The sequence below is a fragment of the Humibacter antri genome, from assembly GCF_054777235.1.
Genome location: NZ_BAAHAW010000050.1, coordinates 1 through 16,530, shown reverse-complemented (window position 1 = coordinate 16,530; position 16,530 = coordinate 1). Strand labels below are relative to the sequence as shown.

The window sequence follows — 16,530 nt, the reverse complement described above, 5'->3', positions numbered from 1 at the left end:
CCCCCACGACAACGAACCGCCCAAACCGAAATCATCCACCGGCCACGAGCACATCGGTGGATCCAGGCTAAAGGCGGAGGCCATTTCTGGCCTCCGCCGCGACGCCAGCGGACCGCCGTCTCGGCGGTCGGCTTTCGGTGAGGCGTCTCTTCGCCCCCAACCGCACGAAGCGGCCGCCCCTGTGGAGAGCGGTCGCCCCGGTCGCCGGCCTTCGATACGCTGGCGGCGCGATCACGAGGAGGCCTTCATGAGCCAAGAGACCCCGAACCACCAGACCGCGACGCCGCAGGACGGGGCGCCGCCCTCGGGCGCGGCCCCGACGCCACTCGTCGGCGAGGTCCCTCCGCGTCCGCAGGCGCCCGGGCCTACGGCTCATCCGGCCCCGCAGTATGCGCCGACCGGCAAGCGATCCAGTGTGCTCGGTGCATGGGGAGCCCGAATCGTGCTCATCGTCGTGGCGGCGTGCGCGCTCGTCTCCGTGGTGTTCATCCTGTTCGGCGCGGGCGGCGACACTCTCGGCCGCGTCGTCACGACCGACATCGCGTTGATCGTGTTCGCGCTCCTGGTGTGGCTCGACACCGTCATCGGCGCATACCGTCCCGAGTGGTTCGAGTTCGCGTCGCTGGCGACGGATGCCTACCTGCTGCTGCTCTGGATCGTCACGATCTGGACCGAGAACGGCTCCGGCCCGTTCGCGCTCTGGATCGACATCTGGCGGAGCATCCTGTGCCTCATCTTCGTGCGCGGAATGCTCGCGCTCGTCGACCTGGTGCGCTTCCTGTACGCACGATGGGTCACCGCCGTGACGAGGGTGCTCGCGTACGTTTCCGGATGTGCGTTCGGCGTCATCGGCATCATGGTCACGATTCCTGCACCCACCCCGTTCAACCAGCTGTGGGACCTGGACTTCTACGGCCGCGTCGTCGCCTCGGTCGCGGTGATCGCGGGCGTCGCGCTCGTGCTGATCCCGCTGTGGGGGCTGCTCATCAATCGCGGGCACCGTCCGCCGCGCACGGGGTCGTACGGCTTCGTCCGCGGTGCCTACGGCGACGGTGCGTACGGCAACGGTGCGTACGGCAATGGTGCCTACGGTCCCGGCATACCGCCAGTGCCCCAAGCGCCCGGGTACCCACGCGGTTCCGCTCCGGTGCCTCCGGTGCTGCAGGCACCGATCGCATCGCCTGTGCCGCAGGCACCGATTGCATCGCCTGTGCCGCAGGCACCTGCCGTCCCGCTCGTGCCGCAGGCACACGGTGCATCATCAGCGCCGCAGGCATCGGCCCATGCCGAGCACCCTTCGGCGGCAGCGCATCCACCGCTCGCCTGGCCCCGCCTCGCCAACGGTGCCCCGGTTCCGGCCGGAGCCGCCGGCGCACCGGACTTCGCCGCCGTGGCGGGCGCGCCGCTGGCCTGGCCGACGTTCAGCGACGGGTCTCCTGTTCCGGCCGCTCACGACGGGAGCCCGCTCTACCGCTGACGGGCGCACGGGCCACGCCGGGTCGAACGGTTCGACGGCGGCCGCCATCTGTTCACGCCGACGGCGGCCGTCGCGATCGTTACTCGGCGGTCGTCACGCTCGCTACTGGCGGGGCTTCAGCCGCACGGTCGGCATGCTCGGCGCCGGAAGCGGGTCACCCCGGTAGCCCGCCACCGTCCCGAATCGGCCGGCGGCATCCGCTGCCTCGATCACCTCGTGCTGCCACTCGACTCGCGAGGCGACGATCTCGTCGTGGCTGCGGCCGATGAAGTTCCACCACATGACGATCTGCTCGCCGAGCGGCTCGCCGCCCAGCAGCAGGATGCGCGCACCGCCGACCGAAGACAGCCGCAATCGCGAGCGACCCGGCGGCACGTACGCGAGATGCCGGTGCGGAACCGCGACGTTCTCGACGGCGATGTCGCCCAGGTCGAGCAGGATGCCGTGCTCGAATCCCGGCCGCACATCCAGCTCGACGGTGGTGCCGGCATCCAGGTCGAGCTGAGCGCCGACGAGCGGGCTGAACACTGTCGCCTGAGCGGATGCCCCGGCGAGCTCGCCCATGAACACCCGTGCCACCACACCGTCGCTGATCGGTAGGGGAGAGGGCACCGTGCGCTCGAAGAACGGCGCCTGATCGCGCCAGGCATCCGGAAGTGCAAGCCACAGCTGAGCGCCGTGCAACATGGTCGTCTCGGGCGTCGAAACCTCCGAGTGGCTGATGCCGTGCCCGGCCGTCATCAGGTTCAACTCACCCGGGCGCACCATTGCGTGCGAACCGACACTGTCCCGATGCTCGATCTCACCCTGGAACAGCCAGCTCACGGTCTGCAGGCCGGTGTGCGGGTGCGGCGGTACACGCATCCCGCCCGTCACGGAGACGTCGTCAGGGCCGTAGTGATCGAGAAAGCACCAGCCGCCGATCGTCGACTTCGAGCGCTGCGGCAATGTGCGGTGCACCGGCATCGCTCGGGGACCGCCGAGCGGCACGTCCCGCGGTTCCAGCAGCACGATGCCGGCGCCATCGGCGGCTTCGCACTCTGCTACGAGTTCCGCCGGGCGGCGCTCCAGGTTGCTCATGTGCGGCATCCTACGTGCGTCGTCCGTTTCGCCGGTCGTAGCTCTGCCGCCAAGTGTCAAGGGCCACGGCCGTCACTTCTCGCTGTGGAGTGACGAGTACCCAGCACCCCGCGGGCTGGTGGCCCCACAACTTCTCATTCCTTCGGATCCCGGTGAACAGGTCTTGCGACAGCACCAGCGATTCAGTGGGCCCAGACGCCGAGTGGGCGAGGTAGATCAGCCGCTCCGGGCCGATGACCCCGCGTTGCACCATCCAGCCCCAGAATTCCGCAGCCTGTCGATGGCGTCGTACCCAGCCGGCTCCGGCGCATAGCCAGGATCCGATCGGAAGTAACACGAGCATCGCAAGATGAATCGGCTTCATCACGTTCCCGAGAAAGCTCGAACTCTGGACGAGTGCCCACAGCAATGCAAGCGCCGGCATCCCCGCTGCGATGAACCATACGGTTCGGCCAACGGGGTGCACCACTGGTACTCCAGCGAAGACGGTAGCGAGAACAGTCACCGCGCCGAGCGGGAAGAGAAGCCAGAACCTTCCCGTTCTGCTCGCGACGTCGATCCAGGGTGATCCAATGGCCATCAAGGACGCCACGAATCCGAGCCAACCAAGCCCTATGCAGACCCATCCTGCGTTCTTGGCAAATCCTTCTCGGCGCTGAGCGCTCATTCCGACGCGCGTGGATCGGGTCGACGGTACCTGCGGCCCCTGACCGGGTTGTGACGTTGAAGGTTGTGTCCCGCGCGCATTGTCGTCGGGAGTGAACTGGGGGTCCGGGAAGCCCGAACCGGGATCGGGTTCCTTCGGGCGCGGCGGCGATTGGCCCGAGTCGTCAACCTGACCAGCAGCCCGCGCGGCGGCGGGTTGCTGAGACCCGTCGTCTCCGTAGTAGCTGTTACCAAGCTCGGAACGGTCGGCGGCGGGAATGTACAGTTCGGGATACCCGGGCAGTGAAAGCTTGCCGGCGAGGGCGCCCAGGTCGAGATCGAACTGTATGTGGTCCATAGTTTCGAATCGTGCAATCGCTCGGTGGATGTCCGCGAGCGCCTGATCCCGGGTCCACCCGTTCACGCGCTGGAGCGTACGAATCGTGTGTTCCGTCTTCCCGCGCGCAGCCGCGCGCCCCATGTGCTGCACCGAATGACATGCCTGGCAGAGGGCGATCAGGCGCTCGAGCCGCTGAATATTGCGCCCATTGCGTGTCTCGAACACCCAGACCTCATGACAGTGAGGCCGCAATGTTCGCCCGTTCACACTCCGGCCGCGCCGTCCGCACACTTCGCAGCGGTTCTCGGCAGCGGCGCACACCGGCAGACGCAGACGGTCCCAGTCCTTGCTGGACACCAGGCCCCGCACATTGGATCCCCACGTGGTGCTGGGGAGCATGTCGGTTCTGATTCGCGCCCCATCTGGCGCGTCCGGGTCGATGAGACGCAGATTATCAACGAACATGTTCGGCGAGCCCTTCCATCCCTCGCACACTATCGAAAGGGGCAGACATCCCTGTCCCGCGCTGGGTTTCTCTCAATCAGACCGCTGCCGGGCCTATTGGGATGGCCGGATCCGTCCGGCCGCGGCGCCTTCCGCCCCTACGATGAAGCCATGCCGCGCCCCTCCGCCCGTCCGCGCCGGTTCTCGCGCGTCGTCGTCGCATCCGCCGTCGCCGGCTTCGCCGTGCTTGCGCTGGCCGGATGCGCGCAGAACTCCACGAAGCCAGTGACCGACTACAAGGGCGAGCCGAAAGGCGTCGAGGCGCCGGCCAGCAGCGCAGGCGGCGCACCGTTCTCGGTGTGGCTCAAGGGCGGAGACCAGTTCACCGTCACGCTGTACGGCAGCTCGACCTGCCCGCCGGTGCCCTCGCGCTTCAGCCTCACGGGTCACAACAAGGTGGAGCTGACGATGCCGAAGGCGCCGAAGAACAAGATCTGCACGATGGACTACGTTCCGCACACCACGGTGTTCGCCACCCCGAACACGGTCGACCGTCACACGGACGTCTCCGTGACGGGTCAGGGCCTCACCTGGAGGCTGACGGGCCTTCCCTCCAAGTAGCGCCGCCGAGCCGCGCAGCCTGCACCCGCGTGCGCTGGAGCGACGCCTTAACGCCGACGGCGAACAGCGGCCACACGAGCCGAGCCGCTCATTACCCTCGAAGGTAACGGGGCCGACGTGCAGGCATCCGGATGCTCGCGAAACAACAGAGCGCGCATCCCGCCGGCGCTCCGCCAGCGGCCCTTTCAGGAGTGACCACATGTTTGAGAGATTCACCGACCGAGCTCGCCGCGTCGTCGTTTTGGCCCAGGAAGAGGCCAAGATGCTCAACCACAACTACATCGGAACCGAGCACATCCTGCTCGGTCTGATCCACGAGGGTGAGGGTGTCGCGGCGAAGGCCCTCGAGTCGCTGGGGATCTCGCTGGATGCCGTGCGCGAGCAGGTGCAAGACATCATCGGTCAGGGTCAGCAGCAGCCGACAGGGCACATCCCGTTCACGCCGCGTGCGAAGAAGGTGCTCGAACTGTCGCTCCGCGAGGCGCTGCAGCTCGGACACAACTACATCGGAACCGAGCACATCCTGCTCGGACTCATCCGCGAGGGCGAAGGCGTGGCCGCACAGGTGCTCGTCAAGCTCGGCGCGGACCTCAACCGGGTGCGCCAGCAGGTCATCCAGTTGCTCTCCGGCTATCAGGGCAAGGAGCAGGTACAGGTGGGGGCGAACGAGCAGCAGAGCGCTCAGGGCGGAAGCCAGATCCTCGACCAGTTCGGCCGCAACCTCACGCAGGCTGCGCGCGAGAACAAACTCGATCCGGTGATCGGCCGTGAGAAGGAGATCGAGCGCGTCATGCAGATTCTGTCGCGCCGATCCAAGAACAACCCGGTGCTCATCGGGGAGCCCGGCGTGGGCAAGACCGCCGTCGTGGAGGGGCTCGCTCAGGCCATCGTGCGCGGCGACGTGCCGGAGACGCTGAAGGACAAGCAGCTGTACACGCTCGATCTCGGCTCGCTGATCGCCGGTTCGCGGTACCGCGGTGACTTCGAGGAACGCCTCAAGAAGGTCACCAAAGAGATCCGCACCCGCGGCGACATCATCACGTTCATCGACGAGATCCACACCCTGGTGGGTGCGGGCGCGGCAGAGGGTGCCATCGATGCTGCGAGCATCCTGAAGCCGTTGCTGGCGCGCGGCGAGCTGCAGACCATCGGTGCGACCACGCTCGACGAGTACCGCAAGCACTTCGAGAAGGATGCCGCACTCGAGCGCCGCTTCCAGCCCATCCAGGTGGCGGAGCCGTCGCTGCCGCACGCGATCAACATCCTCAAGGGACTGCGCGACCGCTACGAGGCGCACCACAAGGTGTCGATCACGGATGGCGCGATCGTGGCCGCCGCGAACCTCTCCGACCGCTACATCAGCGACCGCTTCCTGCCCGATAAGGCCATCGACCTGATCGACGAGGCCGGCGCACGGTTGCGTCTGTCGATCCTGTCCGCGCCGCCCGAGCTGCGCGAGTTCGATGACAAGATCGCGAAGGTGCGCGAGCGCAAGGAGTCGGCGATCGAGGAGCAGGACTTCGAGAAGGCCGCGAGCCTGCGCGACGAGGAGAAGAACCTCCTCGGGGAGCGGCTGCGCCTGGAGAAGCAGTGGCGATCGGGCGATGTCAAGACGACCGCGGAAGTCGATGAGGGACTCATCGCCGAAGTGCTCGCCCAGGCCACCGGCATCCCGGTGTTCAAGCTGACCGAGGAGGAGTCCAGTCGACTGGTCTTCATGGAGAAGGCGCTGCACCAGCGGGTCATCGGACAGGAGGAGGCCATCTCGGCGCTCTCCCGCACCATCCGCCGCCAGCGTGCCGGCCTGAAGGACCCGCACCGCCCGTCCGGCTCGTTCATCTTCGCCGGCCCGACCGGTGTGGGAAAGACCGAGCTGGCCAAGGCGCTCGCCGAGTTCTTGTTCGACGACGAGTCGGCGATGATCTCGCTCGACATGTCGGAGTACGGCGAGAAGCATACGGTCTCCCGCCTGTTCGGTGCTCCTCCCGGGTTCGTCGGATTCGAGGAGGGCGGCCAGCTCACCGAGAAGGTGCGGCGCAAGCCATTCAGCGTCGTGCTGTTCGACGAGATCGAGAAGGCGCACCCCGACATCTTCAACTCGCTCCTGCAGATTCTGGAGGAGGGGCGCCTGACGGATGGTCAGGGTCGCGTCGTCGACTTCAAGAACACCGTCATCATCATGACGACCAACCTCGGAACGGCCGCGATCTCCGGCGGTCCCGTCGGCTTCCAGGCCGAAGGCGACGCGGGAAGCCAGTCCGGCTACGACCGCATGAGCGGCAAGGTCAAGGAGGAGCTGAAGAAGAACTTCAAGCCCGAGTTCTTGAACCGGGTCGACGAGATCATCGTGTTCCCGCAGCTCGACAAGAGCGAGTTGCTGCAGATCGTCGACCTGTTCACCAAGCGTCTGGGCGAGCGGATGCTCGACCGCGACATGACGATCGAGCTCACGCAGCCTGCCAAGGAGCGGCTCATCGAGGTCGGTTTCGACCCGGCGCTCGGCGCCCGTCCGCTGCGTCGCGCTGTGCAGCACGAGGTGGAGGATCGGCTCAGCGAGAAGATCCTGCACGGCGAGCTCAACGCAGGCGACCACGTCACGGTGGACTACCAGAACGGTGAGTTCGTGTTCACGACCGCCGCCCGCAAGGACCCGGTGGGGGCGATCGCGGCGGGCCCGGTCGGCACCGGCGCCGCCACCCCGGATCTGGCAGCGGGGGTCTGAACACTCCGAGAGCAGGGCTCTAAGCACTCTGAGAAGAAACGCACTCTGAGAAGAAGACGCGGGATCGACCGAAGCGGTCGGTCCCGCGTCTTCGTGTTGTGCGGCCCATCGCTCTCGCGAGGGTGCGTGGTCTCCCGCACGAAGTCGCGTGTCCCCTGCATTCGAGGGCGCGCCGCATTCGAGGGCGCGCCGCATTCGAGGGCGCGCCGCATTCGAGGGTGCGCGGCATTCGAGGGTGCGCGCTTCTTGCACGAACGTGGGGCTCCGGACGGCAACTCAACCCGCGGCGTCGTCGATCTTCTTCTCCGCTGCACTCACGGCATCCGAGATCTTGTCGCCCGCGAGGTTCGCAGCCGATCCGACCACATCGCCGACGGTGCTGGCGACGTTCTGCACGGCGGGCGAGTTCGCGATCTTGCGCGCATTCTCGCGAAGTCGGTCATATCCTCTACGGCCCGCCCGCGACCCGAGGATGTAGCCGACCATCACGCCGGCGGTGAAGATGATGAACTTCATCGCTGTCCTTTCGAATAGTTGCGCGCCGAGGCACGCGCGTTCTCTCAGCATCCTGCGGCGCGCTGCCGCTGTCATCCCCTTGCGCTCGTCGGCGAGGGCGTTCCGGATCGCGGCGCCAGCCTCCGCACGGCAACACGGCCTATTCTGAAGCGCGTGGCAGACCTCCTCACCGAGCCGATCTCGACGACCGAGTTGCGCGGATTCCGCGTGCGCCGTGCCCGGACCGGAGACGTGCCACGTATGCAGCAGCTCGTGCAGCCGCTGGTCGAGCGGCGCATTCTGCTCGGCAAGGAGCGTGTGGCACTGTACGAGGCCCTGCAGGAGTTCCGGGTGGCCGAAGACCTCAACGGCGAACTGATCGGATGCGGCGCGCTGCACGTTCTGTGGGAAGACCTGGGTGAGGTGCGCACCCTCGCGGCCGCCGATGCATGGCGTGGCCGGGGCGTCGGGCACGCGATGCTCGAGCGTCTCGAGTACGACGCGACGGGACTGGGTTTGAGCCGACTGTTCTGCCTCACGTTCGAGGTGCGATTCTTCTCCCGGCACGGGTTCGAAGACATGGGTCACGAGACCGTCGATCCGGATGTCTACAACGAGCTCCTGCGCAGCCGCGACGAGGGCGTCGCGGAGTTCCTCGATCTGGCGAGGGTGAAGCCGAACACGCTCGGCAACACGCGCATGATCAAGCACCTGTAGTCGCGGCTTCGCCGCTCGGCAGACTCCATCGGCTCGGTGGAACAAGCACGCTTGCTCCACTCTCGCCTCAGTCGCCTGTAGTCGCGGCTTCGCCGCTCGGCAGACTCCATCGGCTCGGTGGAACAAGCACGCTTGCTCCACTCTCGCCTCAGTCACCTGTAGTCGCGGCTTCGCCGCTCGGCAGACTCCATCGGCTCGGTGGAACAAGCACGCTTGCTCCACTCTCGCCTCAGTCGCCTGTAGTCGCGGCTTCGCTGCACCTTCTGCGTTCGGGTCGCACTTTTGGTCGCTGCCCGCCGCGATCGCCGACGAAAACTGCGACCTGAGCGGCGGACCGGCTGGCCGATACCACGCCCTGGTCTGCGAATTGCCGCTTTCACCCGGCGAGTTGCCTCTGGTGCCGCTGGGGTGCCGCTTAGCCTGATGGCATGTCGAGCCTGAAGCATCCGGTCGGCCCGCAGTCGAGCAAGGTGTACTGGCGACGCCGGCTGGTGGTGGGGCTGGCGCTCCTGGCGATCGTCGTGGTGATTCTGCTGATCGTCTTCGCGCCTCGCGGCAAGTCGGATGCCACGGCACCGGTCGCGACCCACACGGCCGTGGCCTCGACACCCAAACCCACCACGAACCCGACGACTGTTCCCACGACGAAGGCGACGGCGAGCGGCAAGGCGTGTGCCGCATCTGTGATCGATGTCGAAGCGATCACCGATGCGAACAGCTACGGTGGCGGCGTGCAGCCGCAGCTCTCGTTCTCGATCACGAACACCGGCACGAAGGCGTGCACTTTCGATGCCGGAACGGCGAAGCAGGTGTTCACGATCACCAGCGGCACCCAGGTGTACTGGAAGTCGACGGATTGCCAAACGAACCCGGTAGACACGGTCATCCTTCTGGAACCCGGAAAGACACTCACCTCGAACCCGATCGCCTGGGACCGCACGCATTCGGATCCATCGACCTGCAGTGACAAGCAGCGGCAGGCGGTGCCGGCGGCAGGCGCGTCGTATCACCTGAAGGTGCAGGTGGACGGCGTCACCTCGAAGACGACGAAGCAGTTCTTGCTGAGCTGACCTGGACACGTCAGAACGCAGCGTCGAGCTCCCGATCGAAGTCGCTCAGCCCGCTCGCGAACGCGATGCGGAGAGCCGCACCGATACTGCCGACTTCGCCGTCGATGCGCTCCTTGAAGCCCATGCGGCTCGCTTCCCCTGCACGCTGGCGCGATCCGGAGACGGCGCGCACCTCGCCGGCGAGGCTGATCTCGCCGAACGCCACGGTGGAGTGTCCGATCGCCTTGTTCCGCACGGCCGATGCGACCGCGATCGCGATGGCGAGATCGGCCGCCGGTTCGACGAGTCGCACGCCGCCAACCGTCGAGACGTAGACGTCCTTGTCGGAGACCCGGATGCCGGCCCGCTTCTCGAGCACCGCGAGAAGCATCGCCAGGCGCGCGGCATCCACTCCGCTTGTGACCCGACGCGGGTTCGGGGCGGGGGTGTCGATGACGAGTGCCTGCACTTCGACCGGGATCGCACGCTTGCCCTCCATCGCCACCGTCACGCAGGTGCCGGAAACCGGTGTGGACGAACGGCTGAGGAACAGGCCGCTCGGATCGGGCACCTCGACGATGCCGTCGCCGGACATCTCGAAGCATCCGACCTCGTCCGTCGGCCCGAAGCGGTTCTTCAGCGCACGCACGAACCGCAACGCCGTCTGCCGGTCGCCCTCGAACTGGCACACCACGTCGACGAGGTGCTCGAGCACACGCGGGCCGGCCACCTGACCGTCTTTCGTCACATGGCCGACGAGCAGAACGGGCAGGTTGCGCTCCTTGGCCACACGGATGAGCGTGGTCGCCACCTCGCGCACCTGACTGGGGCCGCCCGCGATGCCGTCGAGCGACGGGCTCGCGATCGTCTGCACCGAGTCGACGATGACGAGCTGTGGATCGATCGCGTCGATCTGTCCGACCACGGCAGCGAGGTCGGTCTCCGCCGCAAGGTAGAGGCTGGGCTGCAGCGCGCCGGTGCGCTCCGCGCGGAGCCGTACCTGCCCGGCGGACTCCTCTGCGGACACGTACAACACCCGTGATCGCGCCGCCGCCGTGCGTGAGGCGACCTCGAGCAGAAGCGTGGATTTGCCGACTCCCGGCTCACCAGAGAGCAGAATGGCCGCGCCCGGCACGATTCCACCCCCGAGCACACGATCGAACTCGCCGATTCCGCTAGGCCGATGGTCGTAGGCGGCATCGGTTCCGATGTCGGTGATCGGGATCGCGGCCCGGTCGTTTGCGATGCGAGTGGGAGTGAGGCGAGCGGATGTCTGCACCGCCTCCGCCATGGTGTCCCACGACTGACAGTCGCCGCATCTGCCCACCCACTTGGCCGTCGTCCAACCGCACACGGTGCAGCGGAATCCGCCCTGCGCTTTTGCCATGAAACCTCCGACCGTGCTGTGGGTGCGTGTTCGATCTGCATTCAGGCTATGGGGCACCTCCGTCACCGCCGGCCGGCACGGGCGGAGTTGTGGAACACGAGGCGCTGTGGAAATGCCACAAGGCCCGGAGCGTGTGTCGCGGATTGCCGCTCAGGATGCTCAATCGGCTTGGCGGGAATGCGAGCATTCCCGCCAAGCCTGAATCGCATGCGCTGGCGGCGTTGCCGCCGTCGGTGGTGGTCGGCATCATGTGGTTATGGCTGATCAGCTCTTCACTCTCGAAGACGGGCGCCGCATCGGCGTCTGTTCGCATGGCAATCCGGTCGCCGATCGGATCGTGATCTTCTGCCACCCGGCGCCGGGGAGCGGCATGTTCGATCCGGACCCGTCCGTGTCGGAGGAGTCGGACGCGCACATCGTGGCGCTCGACCGGCCGGGGTACGGCTCATCCGATCCGCTGCCGGCGGGGGTGTGGCCGTCGGTGGCGCGAATTGCGGACGACATCGCCCAGTTCCTCCGCACGAGATCCGAAACCGGCATGTCTCTCGGCGCGGGCGCGGAGAGAGGGGTCTCGGTGGTCGGGTGGTCTGCAGGAGGCAGGGTCGCATTGGCGCTGGCGGCGAGGCATCCGCAGCTCATCTCACGCGTCGCGGTGGTCGGCACGCCCGCACCGAACGAGGCGGTGGAGTGGATTCCGAAACCGCTCGCCGAGCAGAGCGAGGCGCTGTCGCACCTTGCGGCCGATGAGGCATTCGAGCGGCTGACGGATGCCTTCGCGCACGAGGCCGCCGCGCGCGGATTCCAGGTGTCGGACACACCGCCGCTGGGGGTGCTGGGCGTACGCGATGTCGACCACTCGGTGCTCGAGCGGCCGGGTGTGCGCGACCGCCTGGAGGCGATGCTCCAGGACGCCGTGCGGCAGGGCTCGATCGGGCAGGTGACGGACCTGCTCGCGTACACGGCACATCCATGGGGCTTCGATCTCGCCGACGTGAAGGCGCCGACGCTTCTCGTGTATGGGCGTGAAGACGGCATCGGCCCCGCGCACGGCGACTGGTACGCATCGCAGCTTGCGAACGCGACCCGTGATGACATCGACGGCGTCGGTCACCTGGCGATCGTTCCCGCGTGGAAGCGCGTGCTCGACTTTCTCACCGACGGTCGGCGCCCGCCCGCACGCTGAACATCTTGTCGACGCGCCGGTCCACGAGCGGTGCGAATGCTGATGCACATTGCTCGTATCCGCGATCGTTCGGATGGAATCGGTCGCCGGCGAACTGGGTCAGTGCACCGAGGATGCCGGGCCGCTTCGTCGCGTGCAACGGCGCAATAGTGAACCGCCGCGACTGCGGTCAAAAGCCATAGTGTCGCCACGCGGACCGTAGTCTGGCCCGCCGAATGAGCGTCGGCGTTTCACGCGGTGCGCGAATTGGATGCCCGCGTCGCCGTCGCGTACAGTAGACGGCGGTACCGTGTCCGAGCGGCCGAAGGAGCATGTCTCGAAAACATGTGATGGTGCAAGCCATCCGTGGGTTCAAATCCCACCGGTACCGCCATCCACGAAGGCCCCGACTTCCCAGAAAACACTGGGAAGTCGGGGCTTTCGCTTTGCCTTTGACTACGGTTTGACGGCGGTCTTTTTGACGACAAACGCGTCCGCTCGAGCCTGATTCAAGGCTTTGTCATGTCGCAGGACAGCGGTGACGAATCTGCAGCGCGCTCGAGCATCCAATTGACAGCATGCTGTCGATCTACTTAGCATGAGGGGTGTGGCCGCGCTGCAAACCCCCGACGATCCCTGGACCGAGTTCGTCATGCGTGTCTTCGAGGTGCACGCGGCGATCATTCGGGCGGGCGAGGAGATTGCTGCTCCGCTTGGTCAGTCGTCCGCCAGGTGGCAGGTCCTTGGGCGGGCATTCGAAGGTGTCACCGTCGCAGAACTGGCACGCGACATCGGCCACGCCCGGCAGAGTGTGCAACGTCTGACCAACGCCCTGGTGGCGGACCGCCTGGTGAAGTACGCCCCGCATCCGTCTGATCGCCGAACGCAAATCGTTCGACTCACGGATCGCGGGCAGGAAGTGCTCGAGCAGATCTACGAACGACAACTGAAGTGGTCGCAAGCCGTGGTCGAGAATCTTGGCCCGACTGGGTTGACCGAAGCCACAGGAGCCCTTCGAAGCATCGCAGCCGGGCTGCACGCCCTCGCATCCGTCGAAAGGAAAGAAGCGCCATGACCAGATACGTCGTGCTCTACCACGCACCACTCGCCGTCGCGCAGCGATTTGCTGAGGCGACTCCTGAAGAAGCGCAACTCGGCGTGCAAGCCTGGATCGACTGGACCGACAAACTCGGAGGGGCTCTGATCGATCCGGGCCAACCTCTCGGTCAGTCCCGGCGCGTCACCACCGACGGGGTATCGCTGGGCACGACCGACATCATCGGCATGTCGATCATCCAAGCATCCTCCATGGAGGACGCGATCCTGATGGTCAAGGACCATCACCACCTCGCTTGGTCGGCCGACTGCTCGATCACAGTTCTCGAAGAGATGCCCATCCCAGAACTCACCCCCTGAACTGACTCGCACACCGCGCAGAAGGTTCCGATTCGGGTAGTCCCGTCGGATGTGTACACAAGGATGCGTGTGGGCATGGTTGTGGCGGTTCCAGCCGCTGAGTCACGGCCCGATCTGCCGCTTCGACACGGATGGCCGCGCCGCGATCCACCATGCGCCGAGAGCGCCGACGGTGAGTACTGCAGCGAACGCGCCGACCGCGGGGATGATCCCCACGAGTGCTCCGAGCACACCGAGAGTGATGCCACCGCCGGTGCGCAGGCCGGAGGCGAACATGCTGTAGACGCCGAGTGTTCGACCGCGTTCGCCGGGCGGGGCTTCAAGCTGCACCACGCTCTGCGTGATCGAGAGCGAGGCGATCTCGCCGCATCCGGCCATCACGAGGGAGGCGAGCGCCAGCGCGTAGCTGGTGGTCAGCGCGAGAACGAGGGTCGCTCCGCCGAAGACGACGGTCGAGAGAACGGCCGCGCGCACGGAGGGTCGCATGATGCCGGTGGCCTCGAGCAGGAATCCGCCGGCGACCCCGCCGAACCCCATCGCGAACAGGAGCATGCCGTACGTCAGGTCGCCTTCGCTTCCTGCGCCGAGGCGCTCGGCGAACGCCGGCATCGAGACCTGCAGGGCGTTGCCGATCGTCACGGCAGTGAGACCGGAGATGATGATCATTCCGACGATCATGTGATTCGAGCGGATGCGACGAAGCACCTTGATCGTGTCTTTGAAGCGCACGCGCGGGGCACCTTCGAGCAGCGCTCCATCCCGCACGTGTCCGGTGAACCGGGTGCGCCACATCAGGATGGTCATCGGCAGGTAGAGCAGAACGTTCACGAAGATACCGCCGGTGGGACCGAGCCAGAGAAGCAGGGCGGAACCCACGACCGGCCCGAAGAGAATGCCGAGACTCTGGAACGTCGCGTTGAGGCGCACCGCGCTCGGCAACTCGTGCCGGTCGACGAAGTCGTGCAGCATGAGCTGCTCGGCTGGTGACCAGATCGAACCGGCCATGCCGTGCAGCAGGAGCAGCACGCAGGCCTCCCACACCTGAAGCGATCCGGTGAGGAACAGCACGCCCCAGAGCGCGGACACGAGCATGAACAGGCCCTGCGCCACCTGGATGAGCTTGCGGCAGTCGTACTTCTCGGCAAGCGTGCCCGTCCACACCGAGAACAGGAGGAACGGCAACCAGTGGCTGATCACCTGAAAACCGACCAGCGCAGGAGAGTGGAACATCTGCCAGAGCACCCAGTAGGTGATCACGTGCTCGGTGTTGTCGGCCATCATCGACAGGCCTGATGTGAAGAGATAGGGACGCGAGTCCTTGTTGCGCAGAGCCGCGAATCTGCGCGGGACCCCTGGCATGCCGACAGCACCATTCGAAGGAGGGTCGGACTCCGCCATCGCTTTCCCTCCTCGCAGAAACGTTATCTTACAAATGTTCGCGCCACCTACATTTCCGTGTCGCGATGTTCGATCGAACCGGCACCCGCTCGGGCCGCGGCGCATGACCGCTGGAATCGCGTGGCGGGAGCAGTGGTCGAAGTGCGTCATTGCGTCGGAGTCGAGCCTTCGCCCACGATTCCTTGACGCGTCACGCAGGATTGTGTATCGTTACACAAAACTCGACGAAGCGTTGCACGACGGTCCGTGTGCCCTTCAGAGACGGTGTTGGGAGATGGAATGAAAGGTGTGGGTCGTGCGCTGCGCTTGACGGCGCTCGGAGTGACCGTGGCTTCTGTCGTGATCGCAGTCATCGGATCGTCGGGCGTCCCCGCGCAAGCCGAGACGGTTGCTCCGTATCCATGTTCCGCAGCCGGGGGCCCCAACGGGGATGCTGCTGCGATCGGCTGGACGGGAAACAACCAAGGCGCGACGGCGTGCCTCGGCGGAAGCTTCTACGTCTACAACGGAATCAACCAGAGCTACGGCTTCGGCATTTACAACAACAGTCCGACGACCTGGACCAACGCCGATGGCTACCTCCCAGCGTTGGTCACCAGCTTTCGCGCCGGGAGCGTCGCGGTGTCGATCACGAACTTCGCCGACGAAGTCGTCATCGACGGGAACGACTATGTTCTGGCATACAGCCGCGTGAGTGTGCACAACCCGACGAGCCGCACTGTGACGGCGGATCCCGCGCCGAGCGCTGGCCTAGTGAGCCTGGGCAGCGTGTCCAATGCGGTTCCCGCGGGAAGGACCGTCGATCACGACTATGTCGTTGCGATCGACAAGTTCGGGGCGAGTTACAGCTGGCCGACGGAGTCCCAGCTTGCAGCGGCAGGCGGCTACGCCCGGCACTTCGCTAACATGCGCGCCTATTGGGACTCGCAACTGCGGGGGCTTGCGATGCCGCAAATCCCCGATGTCGCCCTGGTGAACGCTTACAAGGCGGGATTCGCGTACACACAGATCGATCGCAGTGGAATTGACCTCGACACGGGAACCAACGGCTACCACTCCGAGTATGAGCACGACGTCATCGGGATTCTTGCGGAGTTCTTCAACCAGGGATACTTCACCGACGCTCATCAGCTCCTCGATGAGGTCGACAAGGTCGTTGGCACGAACACCGGATATTCGGACGGCACGTGGGCGTATCCATGGCTGTGGGCGTTGTACTACCAGAAGACTGGTGACCTGTCCTTCTTGAAGCACCACTTCGCGCAGCCCGGCGAGGGCGGGGCTTCCGTCCGGCCCAGCATCGAGGCGGCCGCTCAGACGATCGCGGCAGACCGCACCGGGCCCGGCGGCATCATCGGTGAGACGAATGACATCGATGCCAATGGCAGCTGGACCAGCGATGACTACGAAGCCCTCCTCGGCCTTGCAAGTTACGAGTACCTTGCAGGCGCGGTCGGAGACAGCGCACAGGCGTCCTGGGCACAAGCGCAATATGCGAGCCTGCTAGATGTACCCGGCCATCAGGTTGGTTGCAGGCGGCTGATGGGTGGTTTGCCTCCGAGTGCACTGTGGCGTCG

Annotated in this window: 14 protein-coding genes and 1 tRNA gene; 10 read left to right on the top strand and 5 right to left on the bottom strand. The window is 66.0% G+C overall.

Annotated elements, in window-relative coordinates; genetic code table 11:
* Window positions 1–247 precede the first annotated feature (247 nt).
* The gene (locus ACYVDK_RS18210) at window positions 248–1,477 is read left to right on the top strand and encodes a cytidylyltransferase family protein (RefSeq protein WP_460524415.1); all 1,230 of its coding nucleotides are present in this window, start codon (window positions 248–250) and stop codon (window positions 1,475–1,477) included.
* Window positions 1,478–1,579: 102 nt separating this feature from the next.
* On the opposite strand, the gene ACYVDK_RS18205 is transcribed toward ACYVDK_RS18210, so the two are convergent.
* Entirely contained in the window at window positions 1,580–2,557 is a 978-nt protein-coding gene (locus ACYVDK_RS18205) for a pirin family protein (RefSeq protein ID WP_460524413.1), read from the bottom strand.
* A 10-nt stretch (window positions 2,558–2,567) separates the two neighbouring features.
* Window positions 2,568–3,899, bottom strand: coding sequence for a hypothetical protein (locus tag ACYVDK_RS18200; protein ID WP_460524411.1), 1,332 nt, complete (start codon window positions 3,897–3,899; stop codon window positions 2,568–2,570).
* Window positions 3,900–4,157: 258 nt separating this feature from the next.
* Between ACYVDK_RS18200 and ACYVDK_RS18195 the strand changes: the two genes are divergently transcribed.
* Together ACYVDK_RS18195 and ACYVDK_RS18190 are read left to right on the top strand one after the other, a co-directional pair.
* A complete protein-coding gene (locus ACYVDK_RS18195) occupies window positions 4,158–4,607 on the top strand; it encodes a hypothetical protein (protein ID WP_460524409.1) in 450 nt (149 codons plus the stop codon).
* A gap of 199 nt (window positions 4,608–4,806) precedes the next feature.
* A complete protein-coding gene (locus ACYVDK_RS18190; protein WP_460524407.1) occupies window positions 4,807–7,329 on the top strand; it encodes an ATP-dependent Clp protease ATP-binding subunit in 2,523 nt (840 codons plus the stop codon).
* Between the two features lie 276 nt (window positions 7,330–7,605).
* Here the strand turns inward: ACYVDK_RS18190 and ACYVDK_RS18185 are convergent, their stop codons facing one another.
* On the bottom strand, window positions 7,606–7,845 hold the full coding sequence (locus tag ACYVDK_RS18185) for a hypothetical protein (RefSeq protein ID WP_460524405.1): 240 nt from the start codon (window positions 7,843–7,845) through the stop codon (window positions 7,606–7,608).
* 153 nt (window positions 7,846–7,998) lie between these two features.
* On the opposite strand from ACYVDK_RS18185, the gene ACYVDK_RS18180 reads away from it, so the two are divergent.
* Both ACYVDK_RS18180 and ACYVDK_RS18175 read left to right on the top strand, forming a co-directional pair.
* Window positions 7,999–8,541: an amino-acid N-acetyltransferase gene (locus ACYVDK_RS18180; RefSeq protein ID WP_460524403.1), complete on the top strand. Its 543-nt coding sequence runs from the start codon at window positions 7,999–8,001 to the stop codon at window positions 8,539–8,541.
* Window positions 8,542–8,969: 428 nt separating this feature from the next.
* Entirely contained in the window at window positions 8,970–9,611 is a 642-nt protein-coding gene (locus tag ACYVDK_RS18175) for a hypothetical protein (protein WP_460524401.1), read from the top strand.
* Between the two features lie 10 nt (window positions 9,612–9,621).
* On the opposite strand, the gene radA is transcribed toward ACYVDK_RS18175, so the two are convergent.
* Complete coding sequence (radA, locus tag ACYVDK_RS18170; protein ID WP_460524399.1) at window positions 9,622–10,977, bottom strand: DNA repair protein RadA; 1,356 nt, start codon at window positions 10,975–10,977, stop codon at window positions 9,622–9,624.
* Between the two features lie 256 nt (window positions 10,978–11,233).
* Between radA and ACYVDK_RS18165 the strand changes: the two genes are divergently transcribed.
* From ACYVDK_RS18165 to ACYVDK_RS18150, 4 genes are all read left to right on the top strand, one after another.
* The gene (locus ACYVDK_RS18165) at window positions 11,234–12,160 is read left to right on the top strand and encodes an alpha/beta fold hydrolase (protein ID WP_460524397.1); all 927 of its coding nucleotides are present in this window, start codon (window positions 11,234–11,236) and stop codon (window positions 12,158–12,160) included.
* A gap of 283 nt (window positions 12,161–12,443) precedes the next feature.
* Window positions 12,444–12,533: transfer RNA gene (locus ACYVDK_RS18160), tRNA-Ser, on the top strand.
* Between the two features lie 213 nt (window positions 12,534–12,746).
* Window positions 12,747–13,214: a MarR family winged helix-turn-helix transcriptional regulator gene (locus ACYVDK_RS18155; protein WP_460524395.1), complete on the top strand. Its 468-nt coding sequence runs from the start codon at window positions 12,747–12,749 to the stop codon at window positions 13,212–13,214.
* Window positions 13,211–13,555: a YciI family protein gene (locus tag ACYVDK_RS18150; protein ID WP_460524394.1), complete on the top strand. Its 345-nt coding sequence runs from the start codon at window positions 13,211–13,213 to the stop codon at window positions 13,553–13,555. Before ACYVDK_RS18155 ends, ACYVDK_RS18150 begins: the two co-directional genes overlap by 4 nt.
* A gap of 102 nt (window positions 13,556–13,657) precedes the next feature.
* Here the strand turns inward: ACYVDK_RS18150 and ACYVDK_RS18145 are convergent, their stop codons facing one another.
* A complete protein-coding gene (locus tag ACYVDK_RS18145) occupies window positions 13,658–14,953 on the bottom strand; it encodes an MFS transporter (RefSeq protein WP_460524392.1) in 1,296 nt (431 codons plus the stop codon).
* A 279-nt stretch (window positions 14,954–15,232) separates the two neighbouring features.
* Between ACYVDK_RS18145 and ACYVDK_RS18140 the strand changes: the two genes are divergently transcribed.
* The coding region (locus ACYVDK_RS18140) for a hypothetical protein (RefSeq protein ID WP_460524390.1) at window positions 15,233–16,530 on the top strand (1,298 nt) is incomplete at its 3' end.